This is a genomic window from Streptomyces sp. NPDC026538 (assembly GCF_055567535.1).
Window position 1 is genome coordinate 258,840 of sequence record NZ_JBVHQG010000008.1, and the last position, 18,356, is coordinate 277,195.

An 18,356-nucleotide genomic window follows, 5' to 3' on the forward strand; every position below is an offset into this window, starting at 1 on the left:
GCGGGGTGGGATGAGAGACGGAGGGCTGCTCGCTATCCGGCCGAGCCGGCCGAGGTCGACGGGTCGGCTCCCTCGGTCACGGGCGGCGACGGAGGGGACGAGGTGGGCGTGGAGTCCCCGGACGTGTCCGTGGACGCGCTCTCCGACGAGGTCGCGCCCGAATCCTTGGTGGTCGTCCCGGACGGCGTCGACGAGGCCGAGTGACCGTTCGTGGCCGAGACGGGGGCCGAGGGCGTGGAGGTGTCCTCGGGTGGCAGGGCCGAGGTCGTGGCGCCGGTGACCGGTGCGGTGGGGGAGAGGCTCGGCCCCGGTGTCGTGCCCGTGCTCGGGCCGGGGCTGGTCGCGGGCCACGGGTGGGGCGCGCCGGGCTCGCCACGAACGCCGGAATGGGGCCACAGGAAGAGACCGAGGCCGAGCCCCGCGGCCGCGAGGACACCCCCGGCCGCCCGCCGGGCCGCGCGGGCCCGCCGCCGGGCCTGCACACCGGCCCGCAGCCGGTCCCGGTGCCTGGGCTCGAAGGCCGCCGGTTCCCGTTCGCCGTGCATCAACTGCGTCAGCTGCCGCTCGAAGTGATCCATGGCTTCTCCCTCACCCCACCGGCTCGATGACGTCGGTCAGCAGCCGGCGCAGCCGGGCCACACCGCGTGCCGCGTGCGACCGGGCCGTGCCCACCGGGCACCCCAGCACCTCGGCCACCTGCCGGTCGGGCAGGTCCTGGTAGTAGCGCAGGACGACCGCGGCCCGTTGGCGCGGGGTCAGCAGGGCGAGCGCGGCCTCCAGACGGGACCGCTCGGCGACGGCCGCCGACAGGTCGCCGGCCGCCGCGACCTCGGGCAGATCCTCGACGGGGCGCTCGCCCCACCAGCGGCGCCGTGCCGAGCGCGCGGCGGCACGCGCCAGCACCTTGCGGACGTACGCCTCCGGTGCCTCGTCGGCGATCTTCGGCCAGACGAACCACAGTTTGACCAAGGACTCCTGCAACAGATCCTCGGCCCGATGCCGGTCGCCACCGGTGAGCAGACGGGCCAGATGGAACAACCCCGACCAGCGGGCCGCCACGAACTCGTCGTACTCACCGGCCCGAGCCTGCTCCGTTCCCTCGGTTCCCACGGTCCCCGCTCTCCCCGGCTGCCTACACCTGGGAAAAGGCCCTGGGAGCGACGGAACGCTGCACTCGGCCGAGGTGATCCCCGTCACGTGCGGGCCGCCGCGTAATTGCGTGGCCGACCGGGGAGCCGCCGCCGTATGCTGCCCGCGATGACCACTCACTCTGATCACAGATCGGGGGTCCCGTCCGCGCAAGGTGAGTGCTGATGGCCACTCACCCCGTGTACGAGGACACCCGGCTTCTCCTCTGGCGGCGGGTGCGCGAGTTCGCAGTGCCGCCCGCCATGATCGAAACCGCGACCGCCCGGCGCGCTGCCGGGGACTGGGCGGGGGCGTGTGCCGCCGCCGGTTTCGACGTCGACCTCAACCTGCGTGACCTGGCCCGTACCCGGGGCCGGGACGTCATGGAACGGGTCCGTGCCGACCTGCGGCGGCTCGCCCCCGAACTGCTGCGCTGGCACCTGCCGAGAATCGCGCCCGACGGGCTGCTGCGGCCCGGGCTGACCATGCCGCTCGCCCGCTATGACGTCGGGCAGGGATCCGTGGAGCTCGTGGCCCGGACACCGCCGGCCTGGGCCGACGCCGGGCAGCGGGTCAGCCTCGCGCTCTGGGACGGAAACCTGCGCGAGCCCGCCGCCCGGGGGCATCCGCATCCGCGCCCCAGCCGCCGGTTCCGCTTCGACCTGCACCGCCATCTGTGGGACGCGGGCGCCGCCGGCGACCTACGGACCCGGTCCGGCGGCGAAGGGGCGCACACGGGCTTCGCCGTCGAACCGCGTACCCACTCGGACCTCGCCGTCGAACCGCGCACCCACTGGGACTTCGTCGTCGAACCGCGCACCTACTCGGACTTCGTCGTCGAACCGCGTACCCACTGGGACTTCGTCGTCGAACCGCGCACCCACTCGGACCTCGCCGTCGAACGGCGTCCGCACTCCGGTCCCGGTCCGTTGTCTTCGTCGTGTGCCACCGACCATTGGGCGGACGAGGGGCGGATCGTGCTGCGTGCCGAGGGGCGGGACAGCGGAACCGTCGCCGTGCACCTGCGCGGCCGGCAGCGGCTCGCCCTGCACCTCGCGGCCGACGGGACGGCGACCACGAGCCGCGGCGGGCACACCGGTTCACTGCCCGTGCTGCCCGACGCGGCGACCTGGACCCTCCCCGACCTGGAGCTGCTGCGCGCCGGGCTGATCGACGCCGGGCGGCTGCATCCGCTGGTCGCGGAGGCGCTCGTACCCGGATACACACCGGCCGCCCGTCTCCCGCACCCCGATCCGGCCGGGCAGCCACGCCTCGTGGAGTGCCGGGGCGTCCTCCACCGCATCGGACTGGTCGACGGGGTGCTGTCCCCGCTGGACCACGCCCCGGACGAACTGCGGCGTGAGGAACTGCTGGTGGCGCTCGGCGGCCCGCCACTGCCCTGCCTGCGCGTCATCGACGAGGCACACCGCCGCCCGGACTGCCTCACCGGCGTACGCGAACGGCTCGACCACGGGGACATCGCCGGTGCGCTCGCCGTCGTCGAAGGACTGCTGGGGCCCGAAGCCGTGCTGCGTGACGGGCCGTTGAAGGACGAACTGGAGTCTGCCGCGCGCCGGCGCATCGCGTACGGCCTCTACCGGGCGGGCCTCGCCGGACCCGGAACCGGCCCCGTCCGTACCCGGCAACGCCGGCGACCGCGCTCCCGCGACCCGCGCCTCGGCCCACGCCCCGCCACCTGGCGCTGACCCACACCCACTTGCTCACTCACACCCCAAGGTGATCAGACATGCCCATGCGCGTTTCCGCCCGACTCGACGTCGCGGAAGACCTGTTGAAGCTGCTCGGCGACTCCGCCACCGAACCCCGCCCCGACACCCAGCTGGAGGCGCTCACCCTCGCCGTGGCCGCCGACCTGCCCGTCCTCCTGTGGGGCGAGCCCGGCATCGGCAAGACCGCCGCCCTGACCCAGCTGGCCGACTCCCTCGACCTGCCGCTGACCACGGTGATCGCCAGCGTGCACGAGCCGTCCGACTTCTCCGGACTGCCCGTCGTAGGCGACGACCCCGCCGTCCAGGGCGTCCCGATGGCTCCGCCGGACTGGGCGGTACGGCTGGTGAAGGCCGGCCGGGGCCTGCTCTTCCTCGACGAGCTGTCCACCGCGCCGCCGGCCGTGCAGGCCGCCCTGCTCCGGCTCGTCCTGGAACGACGGGTCGGCGCGCTGCGACTCCCGCCGGGGGTACGGATCGTGGCGGCGGCCAACCCGCGGTCCTCGGCGGCCGACGGCTGGGAGCTGAGCCCGCCGCTGGCCAACCGGTTCGTGCATCTGCAGTGGGCCCACGACCACGAGGTCGTGGTACGCGGTCTGGGCGGCACCTGGCCCCGGGCGACCCTGCCCCGGCTCGACCCGGAAAGGCTCTCCGCCGCCGTGGACTTCGCGCGCCGCGCGGTGTGCGGTCTGCTCGCCACCCGCCCCACGCTCGTCCACCGGCTGCCCAGCGGCGAGACGCGCAAGGGCGGCGCCTGGCCCTCGCCCCGCAGCTGGGACATGACCCTGCGGCTGGTCGCCTTCGCGCACGCCGCCGGCTCCTCCCGGGACGTGCTCTCCCTGCTGGTGCGGGGCACCGTCGGGGACGGACCGGGGCTCGAACTCCTCGCGAGCGTGGACCGGATGGAGCTGCCGGATCCCGAGATCCTGCTCGCCGATCCGGGTGCCGCCGAGCTGCCCGAGCGCGGCGACCTGCGCCAGGCCGTGCTCGACGGCGTGGTCGCCGCCGTGCGCGAGCGGCCCGACCGGGCCCGCTGGGACGCGGCCTGGGCGCTGCTGGTCCGCGCGCTGGACACCGGTGCCCCGGATCTGGTGGTGGTACCCGCCGCCACCCTCGCCTCGCTCCGCCGGGAGGACTGGGACGTGCCCGACGCCGTCGAACGCCTCGCCGGAGCCGTCTCGGTGTCCCGTCGGGCGGAACGGGCCGCCCAGCGCGTCGCCGCGAAGGCCTCCCGATGAGCACCGCACCGGCCGGGACACTGGACCTGGAGAAGCTGTACGCGGCCCGGTTGCAGGCCGCCCGGGCCCGGCCCTACCTCGCCACCGCGCTGTTCGCCCTGCACGTGGTGGAGTCGCGGCAGGTGCCGACCATGGCCGTCGACGCCCACTGGCGGTGCTATGTCTCGCCGGCGTTCGTGGACCGGATGCCGGTGCAGGACCTGGCCGGGGTCTGGGTGCACGAGGTGTCGCACCTGCTGCGCGACCACCACGGGCGCAGCGACCGGGTCGCCGTGCAACGCGGGCTGACCGGGGCCGGCGAGCGGCTGCGGATGAACATCGCGGCGGACCTGGAGATCAACGACGACGCGTACGGCGACGGACTCGCCCGGCCCCAGGGCGCCGTCCGCCCACGCAACCTGAAGCTGGACGAGGGCCTGCTGATGGAGGACTACCTACGGCGGTTCCGGCTGGGACCGCTGACCCAGTCCCTCACCTGGCTGGACTGCGGCAGCGGCGCCGACGGCCGCGCACGGGACTGGGACCTGGGGCCGGACGGCGCGCACGGCCTCAGCGAGCAGGAGCGGGACGGGGTGCGGTTCCGGGTCGCGCAGGCCATCACCGGGCGCCCGGGGAGCACCCCGGACGGCTGGCGGCGCTGGGCGGAGGAGGCATTCCACCCGCCGCAGCCGTGGCGGGAGCTGCTGGGTGCGGCGGTCCGCTCGGCGACCTCCGCCACGGGTGCGGGCGACGACTACGACTACGGTCGCCCGTCGCGCCGTTCGGCAAGTCTGCCCGGCGTGGTGCTCCCCAGCCTGCGCCGCAGGCCGCCCCGGGTCTCCGTGGTCATCGACACCTCCGGCTCGGTCAGCGACGCCGAACTGGGCAGCGCCCTGCTGGAGGTGGCCGCCATCGCCCGCGCCGTCGGCGGCCGCCGGGACCTGGTCAGCGTGGTCTCCTGTGACGCGGCCGCCCGGACCGTGCACCCCCTGTGCCGTGCGGAGGGCATCGCGCTGGTGGGCGGCGGCGGAACGGACCTGCGCGCGGGCTTCGCCAGAGCGCTGCGGGCCCGCCCCGCCCCGGACGTCGTGGTGGCCCTGACCGACGGACAGACACCCTGGCCGGGGACCCAGCCGCCCTGCCGGACGGTGGTCGGCCTGTTCCCCCGCCACTGCACCGGCACGTCGTACGACGAGGACGACTCCGACTACGTACCGGACGAACCGCCCGCCTGGGCCCGGGTCGTACACATCGGATGACCCTGCCTTCGGGGCTACTCCGCCCGGGTCGCCGCCAGGTAGTTGTACGCGGAGGCGCGGGAGATGCCGAGCCGGGTGGCGATCTGCTGGACCGCGCCGCGCACCGCGAAGACACCCTGTCGGTCGAGGTCCCGGAACAGCTCCAGGCGTTCGTCGCGGGTGAGTTGGGGCCACGGCCTGGCCTCGCGCAGCTGGCGGGTGTCGACGATGGAGTCCAGTACGGCGGTGATGTCGTCGCCGAACGTCGTGGTCGGCGGTGTCCCGGGCAGGGCCGCGACCCCGGCCAGGTCGCCGACCAGCGCGTGGACCTGGGTCACGGCCGTGACGTCGAGGTTCACGCACAGCGCCCCGAACGCCGTACCGGCCGAGTCGCGCAGCACCATCGTGGACGACTTGACCAGCTTCCCGTCCCGGGTGCGGGTGAGGTAGTTCAACTCGTCGGTCGCCGCGTCGCCGGCCGCCAGCAGCTTCATGCCGATCTCGCTCATCGATCCGCCGACCCCGCGGCCGGTGACCGAGCCGGCGATCGCCACGACGGAGCGCTCGGGGCGGCGGAAGTCATGGATGACGACCTCGCAGAAGGCGCCGAAGGTCGCCACGATCCCCTCGACGACCGGGGCCAGCGCGGCGATGATCGCGTCCTGCTCGGCCCGCGCCGCCGCACCGCCCGCCGTCCCCGTCGGTTCCTGTGCCATCCGCTCGCCTCCGTGTCCCCGCCCGGACCGGGTCTGGACTTCACGTCCAGATGATAGACAATAATTCCATGCGGTCGGCGTCGAACGGCTGTGCTCGACGCCCAGCCGGCGCCCGGCGGCGCCCAGAACGGAGGACGAACATGCCCGACACCCCGCCCGTGACCCTTCAGAACGTGCAGGACGCGGCCGCGCGGATCAAGGGAGTGGCCCACCGCACCCCCGTGCTGCGTTCGCGCACCCTGGACGAACTGGTCGGCGCCGAGGTGTTCCTGAAGTGCGAGAACCTCCAGCGCATCGGCGCCTTCAAGTTCCGGGGTGCCTACAACGCCGCGTCCCGGCTCTCCGCCGAACAGCTGGCCAAGGGCATCGCCGCCTACTCCTCCGGCAACCACGCCCAGGCCGTCGCCCTCGCCGCCCGCGAACTCGGCACCACCGCCGTCATCGTGATGCCCGAGGACACCCCACGCGCCAAGCTGGAGGCGACCGCCGGATACGGCGCGGAGATCGTGACGTACGACCGGTACACCGGCGACCGCGTCGCCATCGGCGAGGCCCTCGCCGCCGAACGCGGACTCGCCCTGGTGCCGCCGTACGAGCACCCGCATGTGATCGCCGGACAGGGTACGGCCGCCCTCGAACTCATCGAGGAGGTCGGCGAGTTGGACGCCCTGGTGGTGCCGGTCGGGGGTGGCGGGCTGATCGCCGGCAGCGCCACCGCGGCGAAGGGCCTGCTGCCCGGGATCCGGGTCGTCGGGGTCGAGCCCGAGGCCGGCGACGACACCAGGCGGTCCCTGGAGGCCGGGCACCGGGTGTCCATCCCGGTGCCGAGGACCATCGCCGACGGCCAGGCGGCCGACATCCCCGGTGAGCTGACCTTCTCCGTCAACCGGCGTCTGGTGGACGACATCTCACTGGTGAGCGACGACCAGATCCGGGACGCGATGCGGTTCGCCTTCGAGCGGATGAAGACCGTCCTGGAGCCGAGCGGCGCCAGCGGTCTGGCCGCGCTGCTCGCCCAGCGGGTGGCGCCGCTGCCGCGCCGGATCGGGGTCATCCTCTCCGGCGGCAACGTGGGCGCCGAGCGGTTCGCCGAGATCGTCACCGGCTGAGCAGCCCCGCCGGCCCCGCCGGCCCCGCCGGCCGGGGCAAGGCGGAGGGCCTTTGACCAAGGGGGCTCGGAGGAGCAGGAGTCGGTGAGTTCCCGCGGAGGTCGGGTCGTCGCTTCCCGCCCGCCCGGTTCAGCAGTCGCGGAACTCCGGTGACTGGTTGAGGATCTGCGAGCGCGTCGAGGTGAAGCGGGTGTGCGTCCGGCCGCCCCGCGCCTCGGGCGGGAACACCGCCACCCGGTGGCAGTTCTGGAAGGCGAGGGCGACCCCGAAATGCCGTTCCAGGCTGGACCGGATCGCGTCGGAGGACAGCGCCCGCAGCAGCTGCCCGCGCTCCCTCTCGGACGGTGGCGGGGTCTGGTTGTCGGCGAACTCGCGGGTGCCGTCGCGCAGTTCGCCGGTCAGGCGGGCGATGAGGTGGTACGCGTACGGCAGCGACGTACGGACGGTTGCCACGAAGTCCTCCTCCCGTACCGCACCGTTCTCGGCTTCGGCGAGCAGCTGCGGGGAGACGTCGAGCGACATAGGGCTGTGTCCTGTTCTGTTCGAGGTGGGTGGATCGAGAGGGGAGCGGGCTTCAGGCGAAGGCGGGCAGGGCCGCCGGACCGTGCCGGAAGTCCGGGTCGACCTGGGCGGCCAGATCCCGGCCGGTGGCCGCGTTCGCCCAGGCGGTGGCGTTGCGTAGATGGAACTCCACGGCATGCCGCTGGAAGGCGTCCCAGTCCTTGGTCCGCGCGTCCACGGCGGCCCGGAGCCGGTCCATGGCCCGGGAGTTGTGCGGCTCCAGCGCACCGCCGGCCCGGCCCTGCTCCTGGGCGCGGACGTACGACGACAGCTCGCAGTGGGCCAGCAGGTCGTCGCCCACCCGCTCGCGCAGGAAGGCGAGGTCGTCGGCGCCGGTCACCTTGTTGCCGACCACGGCGACCGGAATGCCGAACTCGGCCGCGTGGTCCCGGTACTGCCGGTGGACGGAGAGGCTCTTGAGGGTCGGCTCGACCACCAGGAACGTCATGTCGAAGCGGGTGAAGAGGCCGGAGGCGAAGGCGTCGGCGCCGGCCGTCATGTCGACGACGACGTACTCGCCGGGCCCGTCCACCAGATGGTTGAGATAGAGCTCCACCGCGCCGAGCTTGGAGTGGTAGCAGGCCACCCCGAGGTCGCTCTCGGTGAACGCGCCGGTGACCATCAGCGGCACCCCGTCGACTTCCTGGACGTGGTGGGAGTGCACCTCGTCGTCGCCGAGCAGCCGTAGCAGCCGCGAGCCACGCCCGGGCGGGGTCGTCTTGACCATCGCCTCCCCGGATGCGATCAGGGGGTTCGTACCGCGCAGACAGTCCTTGATCGCATCCGTCCGCGCGCTCAGCGGCGGCACCGTGAACAGCTCGTCCTCGCCGAGGCCGAGGGCGTGGGCCAGGTGCTGGTTGATGTCGCCGTCGATCGCGACGACCGGCGCGCCGGACCGCGCCAGCCGACGGGTGAAGAGGGCCGACAGGGTGGTCTTGCCGCTGCCGCCCTTGCCGACGAAAGCCACACGCATCGCTGGTCATCCCGTCCTGTTGAAAATGGATGTCATGATCATAGATTGGGGAGGGGGCCGGGTGCTGTCAAATCGGGGTGACCCAACCGGGTGGCGGCCCGGAGGAGTTGACGGAGCCCCAGATCCTGCCTTGACCCCCGTCGGCGGCAGACCTAGCCTCCAGCCAACACACCTGGACGGATGGTCGACGATGGCGGACACGCGGGAACCCGGCCGGCGGCTCCAGGTGGAGACCCACGGCCTCGACGTGATCGGCGACGCCGACCGCAAGGGCACCCCGCGCACGCTGTTCTGGCCCTGGTTCGGCGCGAACGTCTCCGTCCTGGGAATGAGCTACGGCGCCTTCGCGCTCGGCTTCGGCATCTCCTTCTGGCAGGCGCTGGCCGCCGGAGTCCTCGGCATCCTCGGCTCCTTCCTGCTCTGCGGCTTCGTCGCGGTCGCCGGGAAACGCGGGTCGGCACCCACGATGGTGCTCAGCCGGGCCGCGTACGGCGTGCGCGGGAACCGGCTGCCATCGGCGGTCTCGTGGGTGCTCACCGTCGGCTGGGAGACCGTCCTCATCGCCCTCGCCACCATGGCCACCGCGACCGTCTTCGCCCGGCTGGGCCGGGGCGGCGGCACCGGGACCGAGGTGGTCGCCCTGGTCGTGGTCTGCGCCCTGACCGTGATCGGCGGAGTGATGGGCTTCGACCTGATCATGCGGCTGCAGACCGTGATCACGGTGGTGACCGGCGTCCTCACCCTCGGCTACGTCGGGCTGGTGGCCGACCACATCCACTGGGCGACGGTGCGCGCGATCCCGTCGGGTTCCGCCCAGGAGTTCATCGGCGCGCTGGTGTTCATGATGACCGGGTTCGGACTCGGCTGGGTCAACGCGGCCGCCGACTACTCCCGTTACCTGCCCCGCGGCTCCTCCGGCCGGGGCGTGATCGGCTGGACCACCTTCGGCAGCTCCCTCGCCCCGCTCCTCCTGCTGATCTTCGGCCTGCTGCTCGCGGGCTCCTCCGACACGCTGGACAAGGCGATCGCCGCCGACCCCATCGGCGCGCTGACGACCGTCCTGCCCACCTGGTTCCTGGTCCCCTTCGCCGTCGTCGCCGTGCTCGGCCTGGTCGGCGGCGCGGTCCTGGACATCTACTCCTCGGGCCTCGCGCTGCTCTCCGCGGGCCTGCGGGTGCCGCGCTACCTGGCCGCCCTGGTCGACGGCGTCCTGATGACCGCGGGCGCGGTCTACATCGTCTTCTTCGCCGACGACTTCCTCGGCCAGTTCATGGGGTTCCTCACCACACTCGGCGTGCCGATCGCCGCCTGGTGCGGCATCATGCTCGCCGACCTCGCGCTGCGCCGCCGCGACTACGACGAGGCCGACCTCTACCGCCCGGCCGGCCGTTACGGCGACGTACCGCTGCCGCCCCTGCTGCTCACGCCGGCCGCCACGGCCCTCGGCTGGGGCCTGGTCACCAACACCGCCGCGAGCTGGCTGACCTGGCAGGGCTATCTGCTGGGCCCGCTCGGCCTCGGCGGAAAATCGGGCGCGTGGGCGTACGCCAATCTGGGCGTCCTGGCCGCCCTCGCACTCGGCTTCGCCGGCACCCTGGCGCTGAGCCGCGGCCGGATCCGCGCCCAGGAGACCCGCACCGCGACCACTCCGGCGCCGCCGGACTGACCACCCGGCCAGGCCCGCGGCCCGCGGGACCGTCCAGGCCGTCACCAGGCCGGAGCCGCCCTTCGGCCGTCCGGGGGCGAGAGCCCGGACGCATGGCCCGGCGCCGATCGGGTACGCGTGCCGTGGCCGCCCGGCACTCGCCGGTCCCTGCGGCCCGTACCACCACTATCTGGGGATCTGTCATGGAGACACCCGCACACGACGACTTTCCGACGCCGGCCCAGCGGGCGCTCGACACGCTGGCCGTGAACGCCGAGGACCGTGACGCACTGGACACGCTCGCGCACAGCGACGTGCTGGTCCCGGTGCCGGACGACGCGGCGGAGGCGGCCGACCCCGCCATGATCGCGCTGCCCGTCCTGGAACGCCCCGACGGCGACCCCGTCGTCCCCGTGTTCACCTCGGAGGGAGAGCTGACCGGCCTGTTGCCGACGGTCTCCCGCTACCGCCTGGTGCCGCTGGGCGCGCTCGCCCAGCAGTGGCCCGAGGACAACCTGTCGCTCGCCATCGACGGCAGCTCGACGCATGCGCTGACGCTCACCTCCGAGGGCGTGCGCACCCTGCTGGCCCGGCCGACGGGCTGACGACGGGTCCCGGTCACCGGGAGGCCGCCGTGCGGGTCAGAATGGCCCCATGGAATGGATCTCCGGGGTGGCCGGGGGACTGGTACTGATCCTGGTCCTGCGCAGCATCCTGCGCACTCTCGTGGTTCCCCGGGGCCTGTACTCCGTGCTGGTGTACCGGCTGTGGTGGACCCTGCGCAAGCTGCTCTGCCTCACCGTGCGCGGTCGCGACTACCGGGCGATCGACCGGGCGGAGACCTGGCTCGCCCCACTGATGCTGATCGGCATGCTCGCCGCCTGGCTCGCTGGGGCGTTCCTCGGCTTCGGCCTGCTGCTCTACGCGTTCTCCCCGCTGTCCTGGAGCACCGCGTTCCGGGAGGCCGGCTCCAGCCTGTTCACCCTCGGGTTCGCCAGCGGAGCCCGGCTGCGGCTGACCGCGCTCGACTTCGTCGCCGCCGCCACCGGCCCCGTCGTCATCGCCCTGCAGATCGCCTACCTCCCCACGCTGTACGCGGCCTACAACCGGCGCGAACTGGAGGTCACCCTCCTGCAGTCCCGGGCCGGCGAACCCGCCTGGGGCCCGGAGATCCTGGCCCGGCAGTGGCTGGTAGACACCGAGGTCGCGCTGCCCCAGCTGTACCGGGCCTGGGAGCGGCTGGCCGCGGACATGGGGGAGAGCCACGCCACCTACCCGGTGCTGCTGGCGTTCCGCTCACCCCGCCCCTACCGCAGCTGGCTGGTCGGCCTGGTCGCCGTCATGGACGCGGCCGCCCTGCAGCTCGCGCTCAGCCCGCGCGCCGCCCCGCCGGAGGCCCGCCTGGTGCTCCGCGCGGGGTTCACGGCCCTGCGCGACATCGCCGCCTCGGTACGGGCGACCTTCGACTCCGACCCGCCCCCGGACGCCCCGATCGACCTGACGTACGGCGAGTTCGAGGCGGCCGTGGCCATGCTGGAGAAGAGCGGCTTCCGCGCGGAACGCGGCACGCGGGAGGCCTGGCCGCACTTCCACGGCTGGCGGGTCAACTACGAGGCCGTGGCCTACGAACTGTGCCGCCGGTGCGACGCCGTACCGGCGCTGTGGACCGGCGGGCGCGACTTCCCGTCGGAACCGATCCCGCCGATGCGCCCGGTGGACCGGCAGCCCCCCGAAGGACAGCCGGAAGTTCCCCCCAGCCACGGGTAGCGCGGCCCATCCTGAGGGAAGATCCCAGCAGGGGCCGGGGAGACCGAGAGGGGCGGATCGTCGTGAGGGTCGTCCTGCTGGGCACCGCAGCCGGTGGCGGATTCCCGCAGTGGAACTGCGCCTGCGTGCTGTGCGCCGCCGCCCGGGACGGCAAGCTGCCGTCCCGTACCCAGGAGTGCCTGGCCCTGACCGGCAACGGCCGGGACTGGTGGCTGCTCAACGCCTCGCCGGACATCCGCGCCCAGCTCACCGCCACCGCGCTGCTCTGGCCCGGTCCGGGCCCCCGGGAGACCCCGGTGCGCGGAGTGCTGCTCACCGACGCGGAGGCCGACCATGTCACCGGTCTGACCGTGCTGCGCGGGGCACCGGACCTGAAGGTGTACGCGGCCCCGCCGGTGCGGACGCTGCTGGCCCCGGCCCGCGGCGCCCTCGACCGCTACGCCCCCTGGGAGTGGGCCGACAGCCTGGCCGACGGCGGTTTCGTGCTCTCCGGCGGCCTGGTCGTGACCGCCCACCCGGTGAGCGCCAAGGCCCCGAAGTACGTGCCGGCCGCACTCGCCGAGGCGGACGGCCGCTGGGTCACGGCATACCGCGTCGAGGACCTGGCCACCGGAGGAGTCCTGCTCTACGCACCCTGTGTCGGCGCCTGGAGCGACACACTCGACGACCTGTGCGCGGAGGCCGACTGCGTCCTGCTGGACGGCACCTTCTTCACCGCCGACGAGATGGGCACCACGGTCCGGTCCGGGCCCGGGCAGGCCGCCATGGGCCACCTCCCGGTCTCCGGTCCGCACGGCAGCCTCGCCGCCCTGTCCCGGCATCCCCGCGCCCGGCGGATCTACACCCACCTCAACAACACGAACCCCCTGGTGGACCCGGCCTCCCGGGCCCGCGCCCAACTGGCCGAGGAGGGCATCGAAGTCCTGCCCGACGGCATCGAGTTCGCGCTCTAGCCGGCGGCCGGACCCTCGAGCATCCGCTCCAGCGCGGCCCGCTGCAGCGGTCGTACCTCGGCGTGCACGGCGCGGCCCCTGGCGGTGAGCGCGACCCACACGCCCCGCCGGTCCTCGACGCACACCGACCGCTCCACCAGGCCGTCCTTCTCCAGCCGTCCGATCAGCCGGGACAGCGCGCTCTGGCTCAGATGCACCCGTCCCACCAGGTTCTGCACCCGGCAGTGGTCACCTTCGGCGGGCGACTCGGTCGCCAGCAGGTCGAGCACCTCGAAGTCGCTCGCGCCCAGCCCGTGCGGGTGCAGCACCCGGTCGATCTCGCACATCGTGCGCGCGTGCACCGACAGGATGTCCCGCCAGCGCTCCTCCAGCCGGGCCTCGGCCGTCTTGACTGCCATACCCGCACCGTAGCACCGATCCGGCCAATCGTTGAGTGTGCAACTAGTGCGGGTGCAAGCAGCGTTCCGTCGGGTCGTGCAAGGACGAGTCCGACGGTCAGGCCACCGGGTCCTGGAGCAGCCCCACCATGTTCCCGTCGGCGTCCTTCACGGAGGCGACCAGCCGGCCGTTGCCGACGTCCCGGGCGTCCTGGACCAGCTCCGCACCCGCCGCCAGCAGCGTCGCGAGCCGCTCCCGCAGATCGGTGACATGCCAGAACGGCGTCGGCCCGGTCAGCCCCTGGGCGTGCCCGTTCGGGTCCAGGCCGACGTCCTGCCCGGCGGCCTTGTACCCGATGTAGTACGGCTCGTCGGCGAACGGCTCGACGCCCAGCAGGGCGGTGAACAGGGCCTTGGCCCGCTCCGCGTCCTTCACGGGGTAGATGATCGTCTGGATGCCTGCGGTCATGGTCTTCTCGCTCCTCGTACCTGGCTGCCCGGCGCGGTCCGTCCGGTGGTTCCCACGCTAGGAGGGCGAGGGGCGGCACGGCTTCTCGAAAACTGACCGGCTGCCGGCCGCCCGTCCGCGCCTCAGGTCGACTCGCGCCGCACCAGCTCCGTCGGCAGGATCACCGCCGCCGGGTCCTCGCCGCCTATCTGGGCGAGCAGGACGCGGACCATCTCGGTGCTGATGCGGTCCCAGGGCTGCCGGATCGTGGTGAGCGCCGGCGACACCGCGGTCGCCACCGGGGAGTCGTCGAAACCGCCGACAGCGATGTCATCCGGGACCCGCTTGCCGGCACGTTGCAGCACCGTCAGCACGCCCTGTGCCATCAGGTCGGAGGCCACGAACACGGCGTCCAGGTCCGGGGCCTGCGCGAGCAGCCGCTCGGCGCCGGCCTCGCCGCTGGCCCGGCTGTAGTCCCCGGAGACGATCAGCGACTCGTCGATCCCGACGCCCGCCTCCGTGAGGACCTCCTTGTACCCGGCGAGCCGCTCGACACCGCCGGGGGTGTCCAGCGGACCGGTGATCATGCCGATCCGGCGGCGCCCCACGGCCAGCAGATGCCGGACCATGTCCCGGGCGCCGTCCCGGTCGTCGGCGGCCACGTAACTCACCTTGGAGCCGAGCCCGATGGGCTTGCCGCAGGCGACCAGGGGCACACCCGCCGCCCGCAGCTCCTCGGCGACCGGGTCGCCGGAGTGGCTGGACACCAGCAGCACCCCGTCGACGTGCCCGGCGGTGATGTACCGCGTGATGCGGCGCCGTTCGTCCTTGGTGCCCGCCAGCATCAGCAGCAGCGGGATGTCGTGCCCGGCCAGCGCCTGGGTGCAACCGCTCAGCAGCACGTTGAAGTTGGGGTCCTCGAAGAACCTCTCCTGGGGCTCGGTCAGCAGGAAGCCGACCGAGTCCGAACGTCCGGTGATCAGCGAACGGGCGTGCCGGTTCACCACGTACCCGGTGCGGCGGATGGCGTCGTTCACCGCCTGCTCGGCGGCGGGGCTGACGTAGTGCCCGCCGTTGAGCACACGCGAGACGGTCCCTCGTGAGACACCGGCCTCGCGCGCCACGTCGTGAATCGTCGGCGGTTTGCGCCGGCCCCCCGCATTACTGCCCATGGTCATGACTTTACGGCCCCGGACAGCAGGTCAAGGCTCCAGAAGCGCTGAATGACCAGGAACAGCGCGATCAGCGGCAGCACGGCCAGGAACGCCCCGGTGATCACCAGGGTGTACAGCGCGGGAGTGTTGGCGCCCTGTTCGAGAAGCGTGTACAGACCGAGCGTGAGCGGGAACTTCTCGTCGTCGCTGAGCATGATGTACGGCAGCAGGAAGTTGTTCCAGACGGCCACGAACTGGAAGAGGAACACCGTCACCATGCCGGGGATCATCATCGGCATCGCGATCCGGGTGAAGATCCGCCACTCGCCGGCCCCGTCCATCCGCCCGGCCTCGACCACGTCCGTGGGCACGGCCGCGGCCGCGTAGATGCGGGAGAGGTAGACGCCGTACGGGGAGAGGATCTGCGGCAGCAGCACGGACCAGTAGGAGTCCGTGAGATCGGCCTTGGCCAGCAGCAGGTACTGCGGGATGGCGAGGATGACCGGGGGCATCAACACGCCGGCCAGCAGCACGTTGAAGATCGACTCGCGGCCCGGGAAGCGGTAGGTGGCGAGGGCGTAGCCGCTGAAGGCGGAGACACAGGTCGACAGCAGGGCGCCCAGACCGGCGTACAGGGCGGAGTTGCCCATCCAGGTCCAGTAGACGCCATCGCGGTAGGCGTTCAGGTCCTTGAGGTTGTCCAGGAAGCCGCTGCCCGGCAGGAAGGTGAAGGTGGAGAACAGTTCGCTGCCGGACTTGGTGGACGCGATCACCACCCAGGCCACCGGCAGCAGGGTGTAGATCGCACCCAGCAGCAGGGTGAGCGTCGGGATCAGGGCGATCCGGCGGCGCAGCGGCGGCCCCTGGGCGGTACCGGGAGTCGTACCGGCCGCCGGGGCGGCCTTGCGGACGGCAAGAGAACTCATCCTGCTGCCTCCTGCTTGTCACGGCGGTTCGCGGCCCGCAGGAACCCGAAGGACAGCACCAGCGTGGCGAGGGCGATGAGGGTCGCCTCGGCCGCCGCCGAGTAGATGTCCCCCTTGCGGAAGGCGTCCTCGTACACCTTCATCAGCGGACTCCAGGTCGTGTTGACCGAGTTGGTGAGGGGCTTGAGGGTGGTCGGCTCGTTGAAGACCTGGAGCGTCGCGATGATCGAGAAGAAGAAGGTCAGCACCAGCGAGGGCGCCACCATCGGGATCTTGATCCGGAGGGCGGTCTGCAGCGGGGTGGCGCCGTCCAGCTTCGCCGCCTCGTAGACCTCGGCCGGGATGGACCGGAGCGAGGTGTAGATGACGATCATGTTGAAGCCGGTGCCGCCCCAGACCGCGATGTTGGAGAGGGCCAGGTAGAGCGGGCCGCCGTCCAGCAGGTTCGGCTGCGGCAGGTGCAGTGTGTCGAGCACGTAGTAGAAGGGGCTGACGTCCGGCAGGTACAGGAAGCCCCACAGCAGCGCGGCCACCACGCCGGGGATGGCGTACGGCAGGAAGATCGCGAGCCGGGTGAAGGGGGCCAGCCGGACCCGCTCGCTGTCGAGCATCAGCGCGAACAGCAGGGCGAGGCCCAGCATCACCGGGACGACGATGCAGCCGTAGCCGACGACGCGCACCGCGCCGGCCCAGAACTCGTTGTCGGTGAGGGCGTCCCGGTAGTTCTCCAGTCCGGCCCAGACCTCGCTGCGGGCGCCCGCGCCCAGGCCGAGCCCGGAGACGTGCACCTTGCGGAAGCTGAGCCAGACCGCGTACCCGATGGGCAGCGCGAAGAACAGGGCGAAGAGGGTGGTGGCGGGGAGGAGGAAGGTGTACGGGGCCCCCTTGACCCCGTACGACCTCCGGCTGGCGGGGCTGGTCACTGAGAGACCTCGAAGCCCTGCTTCTTCATGTCGGCGACCGTGGCGTCCTGCATGGTGTTCAGGGCGGTCACGAAGTCCGACTTGTTCTTGGCGGCGGCGCCGAACGCGTCGTTGAACGACGTGTAGGCGACGTTCACGTTCGGGCCCCAGGCGGAGGGCGCCGTGGTCTTCGCGATCTCGGCGGCCTCGGTGTAGAAGTCGGCCTGGTTGGAGAAGTACTCCGGCGGGTTGGCGAAGGCGCCGCTGAGCTGGGCCGAGGTGGACGCCGGGTAGATGCCGCTCTGCTTGGCCAGCGCGTTGAGCGCGTCGCCGTCGGTGTTCAGCCAGGCGGCGAACTTGGCGGCGGCCTCCTGGTGCTGGGAGTCGGTGGTGACGGCGGTGGAGGAGCCGCCCCAGCTGCCGGTGACGTCCTCGGACGTGGACCACTGGGGGAGCGGGGCCATCGCCCACTTGCCCTTGGTGTCCGGCGCCGCCGTGGTCAGCGTGCCCGGCGCCCACACCGCGCTCACCCAGGCGATCTGCTTGCCGGTGTTCAGCGCCTTGTTCCAGGCGGGGGTGTACATCGGCTGGTTGTCGATGGCGCCCTCCTTGACCAGGCCGCCCCAGAACTTGGCGACCTTCTGGGTGGCCGCGTCGTTGACGGCGACCTTCCACTTGTCGCCAGAGGTGGTCCACCACTTGGCGCCGGCCTGCTGGGCGAGGCCCGCGAAGAGACCGGAGTCGTTGGCGGAGAACGTGGTCAGGTCGGTGTCCGGCGCCTTCTTCTTCAGCGCGCGGGCGGTCTTCGCGAACTCGTCCCAGGTGGTGGGGACCGTCAGGCCGTACTTCTTGAAGAGGTCCGCACGGTAGTAGAACATCATCGGGCCGATGTCCTGCGGCACCGCGTACACCGCGTCCGTGCCCAGCGTGACCTGCTGCCAGACGCCGTCGGCGAACTTGGACTTCGCCCCACCGACGCTCTTCGATATGTCGGCGACCGCGTCGTTGCTGACCAGCGTCGGCAGCGCCTGGTACTCGGCTTGCACCAGGTCGGGGCCGTTCTTCGCCTTGTGCGCGGTGAGGATCTTGGTGACCAGCGTGTCGCCGGACGCCTGCTTCTTCACCGTCACGGTGATCTGGTCCTTCTTGCCCTCGCCCTTGTTCCACAGGTCCACGACCTTGTCCATACCGGGCGCCCAGGCCCAGTACGTCAGCGAGACCGGACCGGAGTCGGCCTTGCTGTCGTCGTCGGACGAGCCGCAGGCGGCGAGGGCGGTGGCGCCGAGCGAGACGGCGACGGCGGTTGTCACGAGGCGGCGGCGCTTCGTGTGCGGCATGGATCTCTCCCCTGACCTGGGCCCCCGCCCGACGCGGGGACCTTGCCATGCAGATGTGTGAGCGTTCTCAGACCTGGATGCTCGCCCGTCGCGAGTCCGTGTCATGCTCTGTGAGCGTTCACAGTAGAGAAACATCCCGGACACTTGTCAATGGTTGTTGCTGTGCGGTTATGTTGGG

The 18,356-nt window shown here is 72.3% G+C and carries 19 protein-coding genes; 8 read left to right on the plus strand and 11 right to left on the minus strand.

Features of this window, described 5'->3' with window-relative positions; all coding sequences use genetic code 11:
* Window positions 1–32 precede the first annotated feature (32 nt).
* On the minus strand, window positions 33–578 hold the full coding sequence (locus ACZ4N4_RS30730) for a hypothetical protein (protein ID WP_467594845.1): 546 nt from the start codon (window positions 576–578) through the stop codon (window positions 33–35).
* Window positions 579–588: 10 nt separating this feature from the next.
* Entirely contained in the window at window positions 589–1,110 is a 522-nt protein-coding gene (locus ACZ4N4_RS30735) for a SigE family RNA polymerase sigma factor (protein ID WP_450763921.1), read from the minus strand.
* A gap of 203 nt (window positions 1,111–1,313) precedes the next feature.
* Between ACZ4N4_RS30735 and ACZ4N4_RS30740 the strand changes: the two genes are divergently transcribed.
* The 3 genes from ACZ4N4_RS30740 to ACZ4N4_RS30750 are packed head-to-tail and all read left to right on the plus strand — an operon-like array spanning window position 1,314 to window position 5,331.
* Window positions 1,314–2,834, plus strand: coding sequence for a hypothetical protein (locus tag ACZ4N4_RS30740; RefSeq protein WP_467594849.1), 1,521 nt, complete (start codon window positions 1,314–1,316; stop codon window positions 2,832–2,834).
* 41 nt (window positions 2,835–2,875) lie between these two features.
* Complete coding sequence (locus ACZ4N4_RS30745) at window positions 2,876–4,093, plus strand: AAA family ATPase (protein ID WP_467594852.1); 1,218 nt, start codon at window positions 2,876–2,878, stop codon at window positions 4,091–4,093.
* Window positions 4,090–5,331: a vWA domain-containing protein gene (locus tag ACZ4N4_RS30750; RefSeq protein WP_467594855.1), complete on the plus strand. Its 1,242-nt coding sequence runs from the start codon at window positions 4,090–4,092 to the stop codon at window positions 5,329–5,331. Before ACZ4N4_RS30745 ends, ACZ4N4_RS30750 begins: the two co-directional genes overlap by 4 nt.
* Before the next feature lie 14 nt (window positions 5,332–5,345).
* On the opposite strand, the gene ACZ4N4_RS30755 is transcribed toward ACZ4N4_RS30750, so the two are convergent.
* Window positions 5,346–6,026 (minus strand): helix-turn-helix transcriptional regulator, encoded by a 681-nt coding sequence (locus tag ACZ4N4_RS30755; protein WP_467594857.1) that lies wholly within the window; start codon window positions 6,024–6,026, stop codon window positions 5,346–5,348.
* Between the two features lie 140 nt (window positions 6,027–6,166).
* On the opposite strand from ACZ4N4_RS30755, the gene ACZ4N4_RS30760 reads away from it, so the two are divergent.
* On the plus strand, window positions 6,167–7,135 hold the full coding sequence (locus tag ACZ4N4_RS30760) for a threo-3-hydroxy-L-aspartate ammonia-lyase (protein WP_467594860.1): 969 nt from the start codon (window positions 6,167–6,169) through the stop codon (window positions 7,133–7,135).
* A gap of 129 nt (window positions 7,136–7,264) precedes the next feature.
* On the opposite strand, the gene ACZ4N4_RS30765 is transcribed toward ACZ4N4_RS30760, so the two are convergent.
* Both ACZ4N4_RS30765 and ACZ4N4_RS30770 read right to left on the minus strand, forming a co-directional pair.
* Entirely contained in the window at window positions 7,265–7,657 is a 393-nt protein-coding gene (locus ACZ4N4_RS30765; RefSeq protein WP_453564323.1) for an SCO5389 family protein, read from the minus strand.
* Between the two features lie 52 nt (window positions 7,658–7,709).
* A complete protein-coding gene (locus tag ACZ4N4_RS30770; RefSeq protein WP_467594863.1) occupies window positions 7,710–8,669 on the minus strand; it encodes an ATP-binding protein in 960 nt (319 codons plus the stop codon).
* A 190-nt stretch (window positions 8,670–8,859) separates the two neighbouring features.
* On the opposite strand from ACZ4N4_RS30770, the gene ACZ4N4_RS30775 reads away from it, so the two are divergent.
* The 4 genes from ACZ4N4_RS30775 (at window position 8,860) to pqqB (ending at window position 13,034) form a co-directional block, all read left to right on the plus strand.
* Window positions 8,860–10,335, plus strand: coding sequence for a purine-cytosine permease family protein (locus ACZ4N4_RS30775; RefSeq protein WP_467594866.1), 1,476 nt, complete (start codon window positions 8,860–8,862; stop codon window positions 10,333–10,335).
* Window positions 10,336–10,517: 182 nt separating this feature from the next.
* Entirely contained in the window at window positions 10,518–10,919 is a 402-nt protein-coding gene (locus tag ACZ4N4_RS30780) for an SseB family protein (RefSeq protein ID WP_360491821.1), read from the plus strand.
* Window positions 10,920–10,968: 49 nt separating this feature from the next.
* Window positions 10,969–12,081 carry a hypothetical protein gene (locus ACZ4N4_RS30785; protein ID WP_453564331.1) on the plus strand — a complete coding sequence of 371 codons (1,113 nt, stop codon included), beginning with the start codon at window positions 10,969–10,971 and terminating at the stop codon, window positions 12,079–12,081.
* A gap of 62 nt (window positions 12,082–12,143) precedes the next feature.
* The gene (gene pqqB, locus ACZ4N4_RS30790; protein WP_467594870.1) at window positions 12,144–13,034 is read left to right on the plus strand and encodes a pyrroloquinoline quinone biosynthesis protein PqqB; all 891 of its coding nucleotides are present in this window, start codon (window positions 12,144–12,146) and stop codon (window positions 13,032–13,034) included.
* Here the strand turns inward: pqqB and ACZ4N4_RS30795 are convergent.
* From ACZ4N4_RS30795 to ACZ4N4_RS30820, 6 genes are all read right to left on the minus strand, one after another.
* Window positions 13,031–13,432 (minus strand): MarR family winged helix-turn-helix transcriptional regulator, encoded by a 402-nt coding sequence (locus ACZ4N4_RS30795; RefSeq protein WP_360491827.1) that lies wholly within the window; start codon window positions 13,430–13,432, stop codon window positions 13,031–13,033. The two genes, pqqB and ACZ4N4_RS30795, sit on opposite strands and share 4 nt — an antisense overlap.
* A gap of 97 nt (window positions 13,433–13,529) precedes the next feature.
* On the minus strand, window positions 13,530–13,880 hold the full coding sequence (locus tag ACZ4N4_RS30800) for a VOC family protein (RefSeq protein WP_453564337.1): 351 nt from the start codon (window positions 13,878–13,880) through the stop codon (window positions 13,530–13,532).
* A gap of 122 nt (window positions 13,881–14,002) precedes the next feature.
* Complete coding sequence (locus tag ACZ4N4_RS30805) at window positions 14,003–15,037, minus strand: LacI family DNA-binding transcriptional regulator (protein ID WP_467594874.1); 1,035 nt, start codon at window positions 15,035–15,037, stop codon at window positions 14,003–14,005.
* Entirely contained in the window at window positions 15,034–15,939 is a 906-nt protein-coding gene (locus ACZ4N4_RS30810; RefSeq protein ID WP_467594876.1) for a carbohydrate ABC transporter permease, read from the minus strand. Before ACZ4N4_RS30810 ends, ACZ4N4_RS30805 begins: the two co-directional genes overlap by 4 nt.
* Window positions 15,936–16,862 carry a carbohydrate ABC transporter permease gene (locus ACZ4N4_RS30815; RefSeq protein ID WP_467594878.1) on the minus strand — a complete coding sequence of 309 codons (927 nt, stop codon included), beginning with the start codon at window positions 16,860–16,862 and terminating at the stop codon, window positions 15,936–15,938. The genes ACZ4N4_RS30810 and ACZ4N4_RS30815 overlap by 4 nt, the downstream gene beginning before the upstream one ends.
* Window positions 16,859–18,178, minus strand: coding sequence for an ABC transporter substrate-binding protein (locus ACZ4N4_RS30820; protein ID WP_467594880.1), 1,320 nt, complete (start codon window positions 18,176–18,178; stop codon window positions 16,859–16,861). Before ACZ4N4_RS30820 ends, ACZ4N4_RS30815 begins: the two co-directional genes overlap by 4 nt.
* Window positions 18,179–18,356: the final 178 nt, after the last annotated feature.

Coding starts and splice junctions, on each gene's coding strand:
- ACZ4N4_RS30730 (WP_467594845.1), bottom strand. CDS start 578: ATGGATCACTTCGAGCGGCAGCTGACGCAGTTGATGCACGGCGAACGG.
- ACZ4N4_RS30740 (WP_467594849.1), top strand. CDS start 1,314: ATGGCCACTCACCCCGTGTACGAGGACACCCGGCTTCTCCTCTGGCGG.
- ACZ4N4_RS30745 (WP_467594852.1), top strand. CDS start 2,876: ATGCCCATGCGCGTTTCCGCCCGACTCGACGTCGCGGAAGACCTGTTG.
- ACZ4N4_RS30750 (WP_467594855.1), top strand. CDS start 4,090: ATGAGCACCGCACCGGCCGGGACACTGGACCTGGAGAAGCTGTACGCG.
- ACZ4N4_RS30755 (WP_467594857.1), bottom strand. CDS start 6,026: ATGGCACAGGAACCGACGGGGACGGCGGGCGGTGCGGCGGCGCGGGCC.
- ACZ4N4_RS30760 (WP_467594860.1), top strand. CDS start 6,167: ATGCCCGACACCCCGCCCGTGACCCTTCAGAACGTGCAGGACGCGGCC.
- ACZ4N4_RS30765 (WP_453564323.1), bottom strand. CDS start 7,657: ATGTCGCTCGACGTCTCCCCGCAGCTGCTCGCCGAAGCCGAGAACGGT.
- ACZ4N4_RS30770 (WP_467594863.1), bottom strand. CDS start 8,669: ATGCGTGTGGCTTTCGTCGGCAAGGGCGGCAGCGGCAAGACCACCCTG.
- ACZ4N4_RS30775 (WP_467594866.1), top strand. CDS start 8,860: ATGGCGGACACGCGGGAACCCGGCCGGCGGCTCCAGGTGGAGACCCAC.
- ACZ4N4_RS30780 (WP_360491821.1), top strand. CDS start 10,518: ATGGAGACACCCGCACACGACGACTTTCCGACGCCGGCCCAGCGGGCG.
- ACZ4N4_RS30785 (WP_453564331.1), top strand. CDS start 10,969: ATGGAATGGATCTCCGGGGTGGCCGGGGGACTGGTACTGATCCTGGTC.
- ACZ4N4_RS30795 (WP_360491827.1), bottom strand. CDS start 13,432: ATGGCAGTCAAGACGGCCGAGGCCCGGCTGGAGGAGCGCTGGCGGGAC.
- ACZ4N4_RS30800 (WP_453564337.1), bottom strand. CDS start 13,880: ATGACCGCAGGCATCCAGACGATCATCTACCCCGTGAAGGACGCGGAG.
- ACZ4N4_RS30805 (WP_467594874.1), bottom strand. CDS start 15,037: ATGACCATGGGCAGTAATGCGGGGGGCCGGCGCAAACCGCCGACGATT.
- ACZ4N4_RS30810 (WP_467594876.1), bottom strand. CDS start 15,939: ATGAGTTCTCTTGCCGTCCGCAAGGCCGCCCCGGCGGCCGGTACGACT.
- ACZ4N4_RS30820 (WP_467594880.1), bottom strand. CDS start 18,178: ATGCCGCACACGAAGCGCCGCCGCCTCGTGACAACCGCCGTCGCCGTC.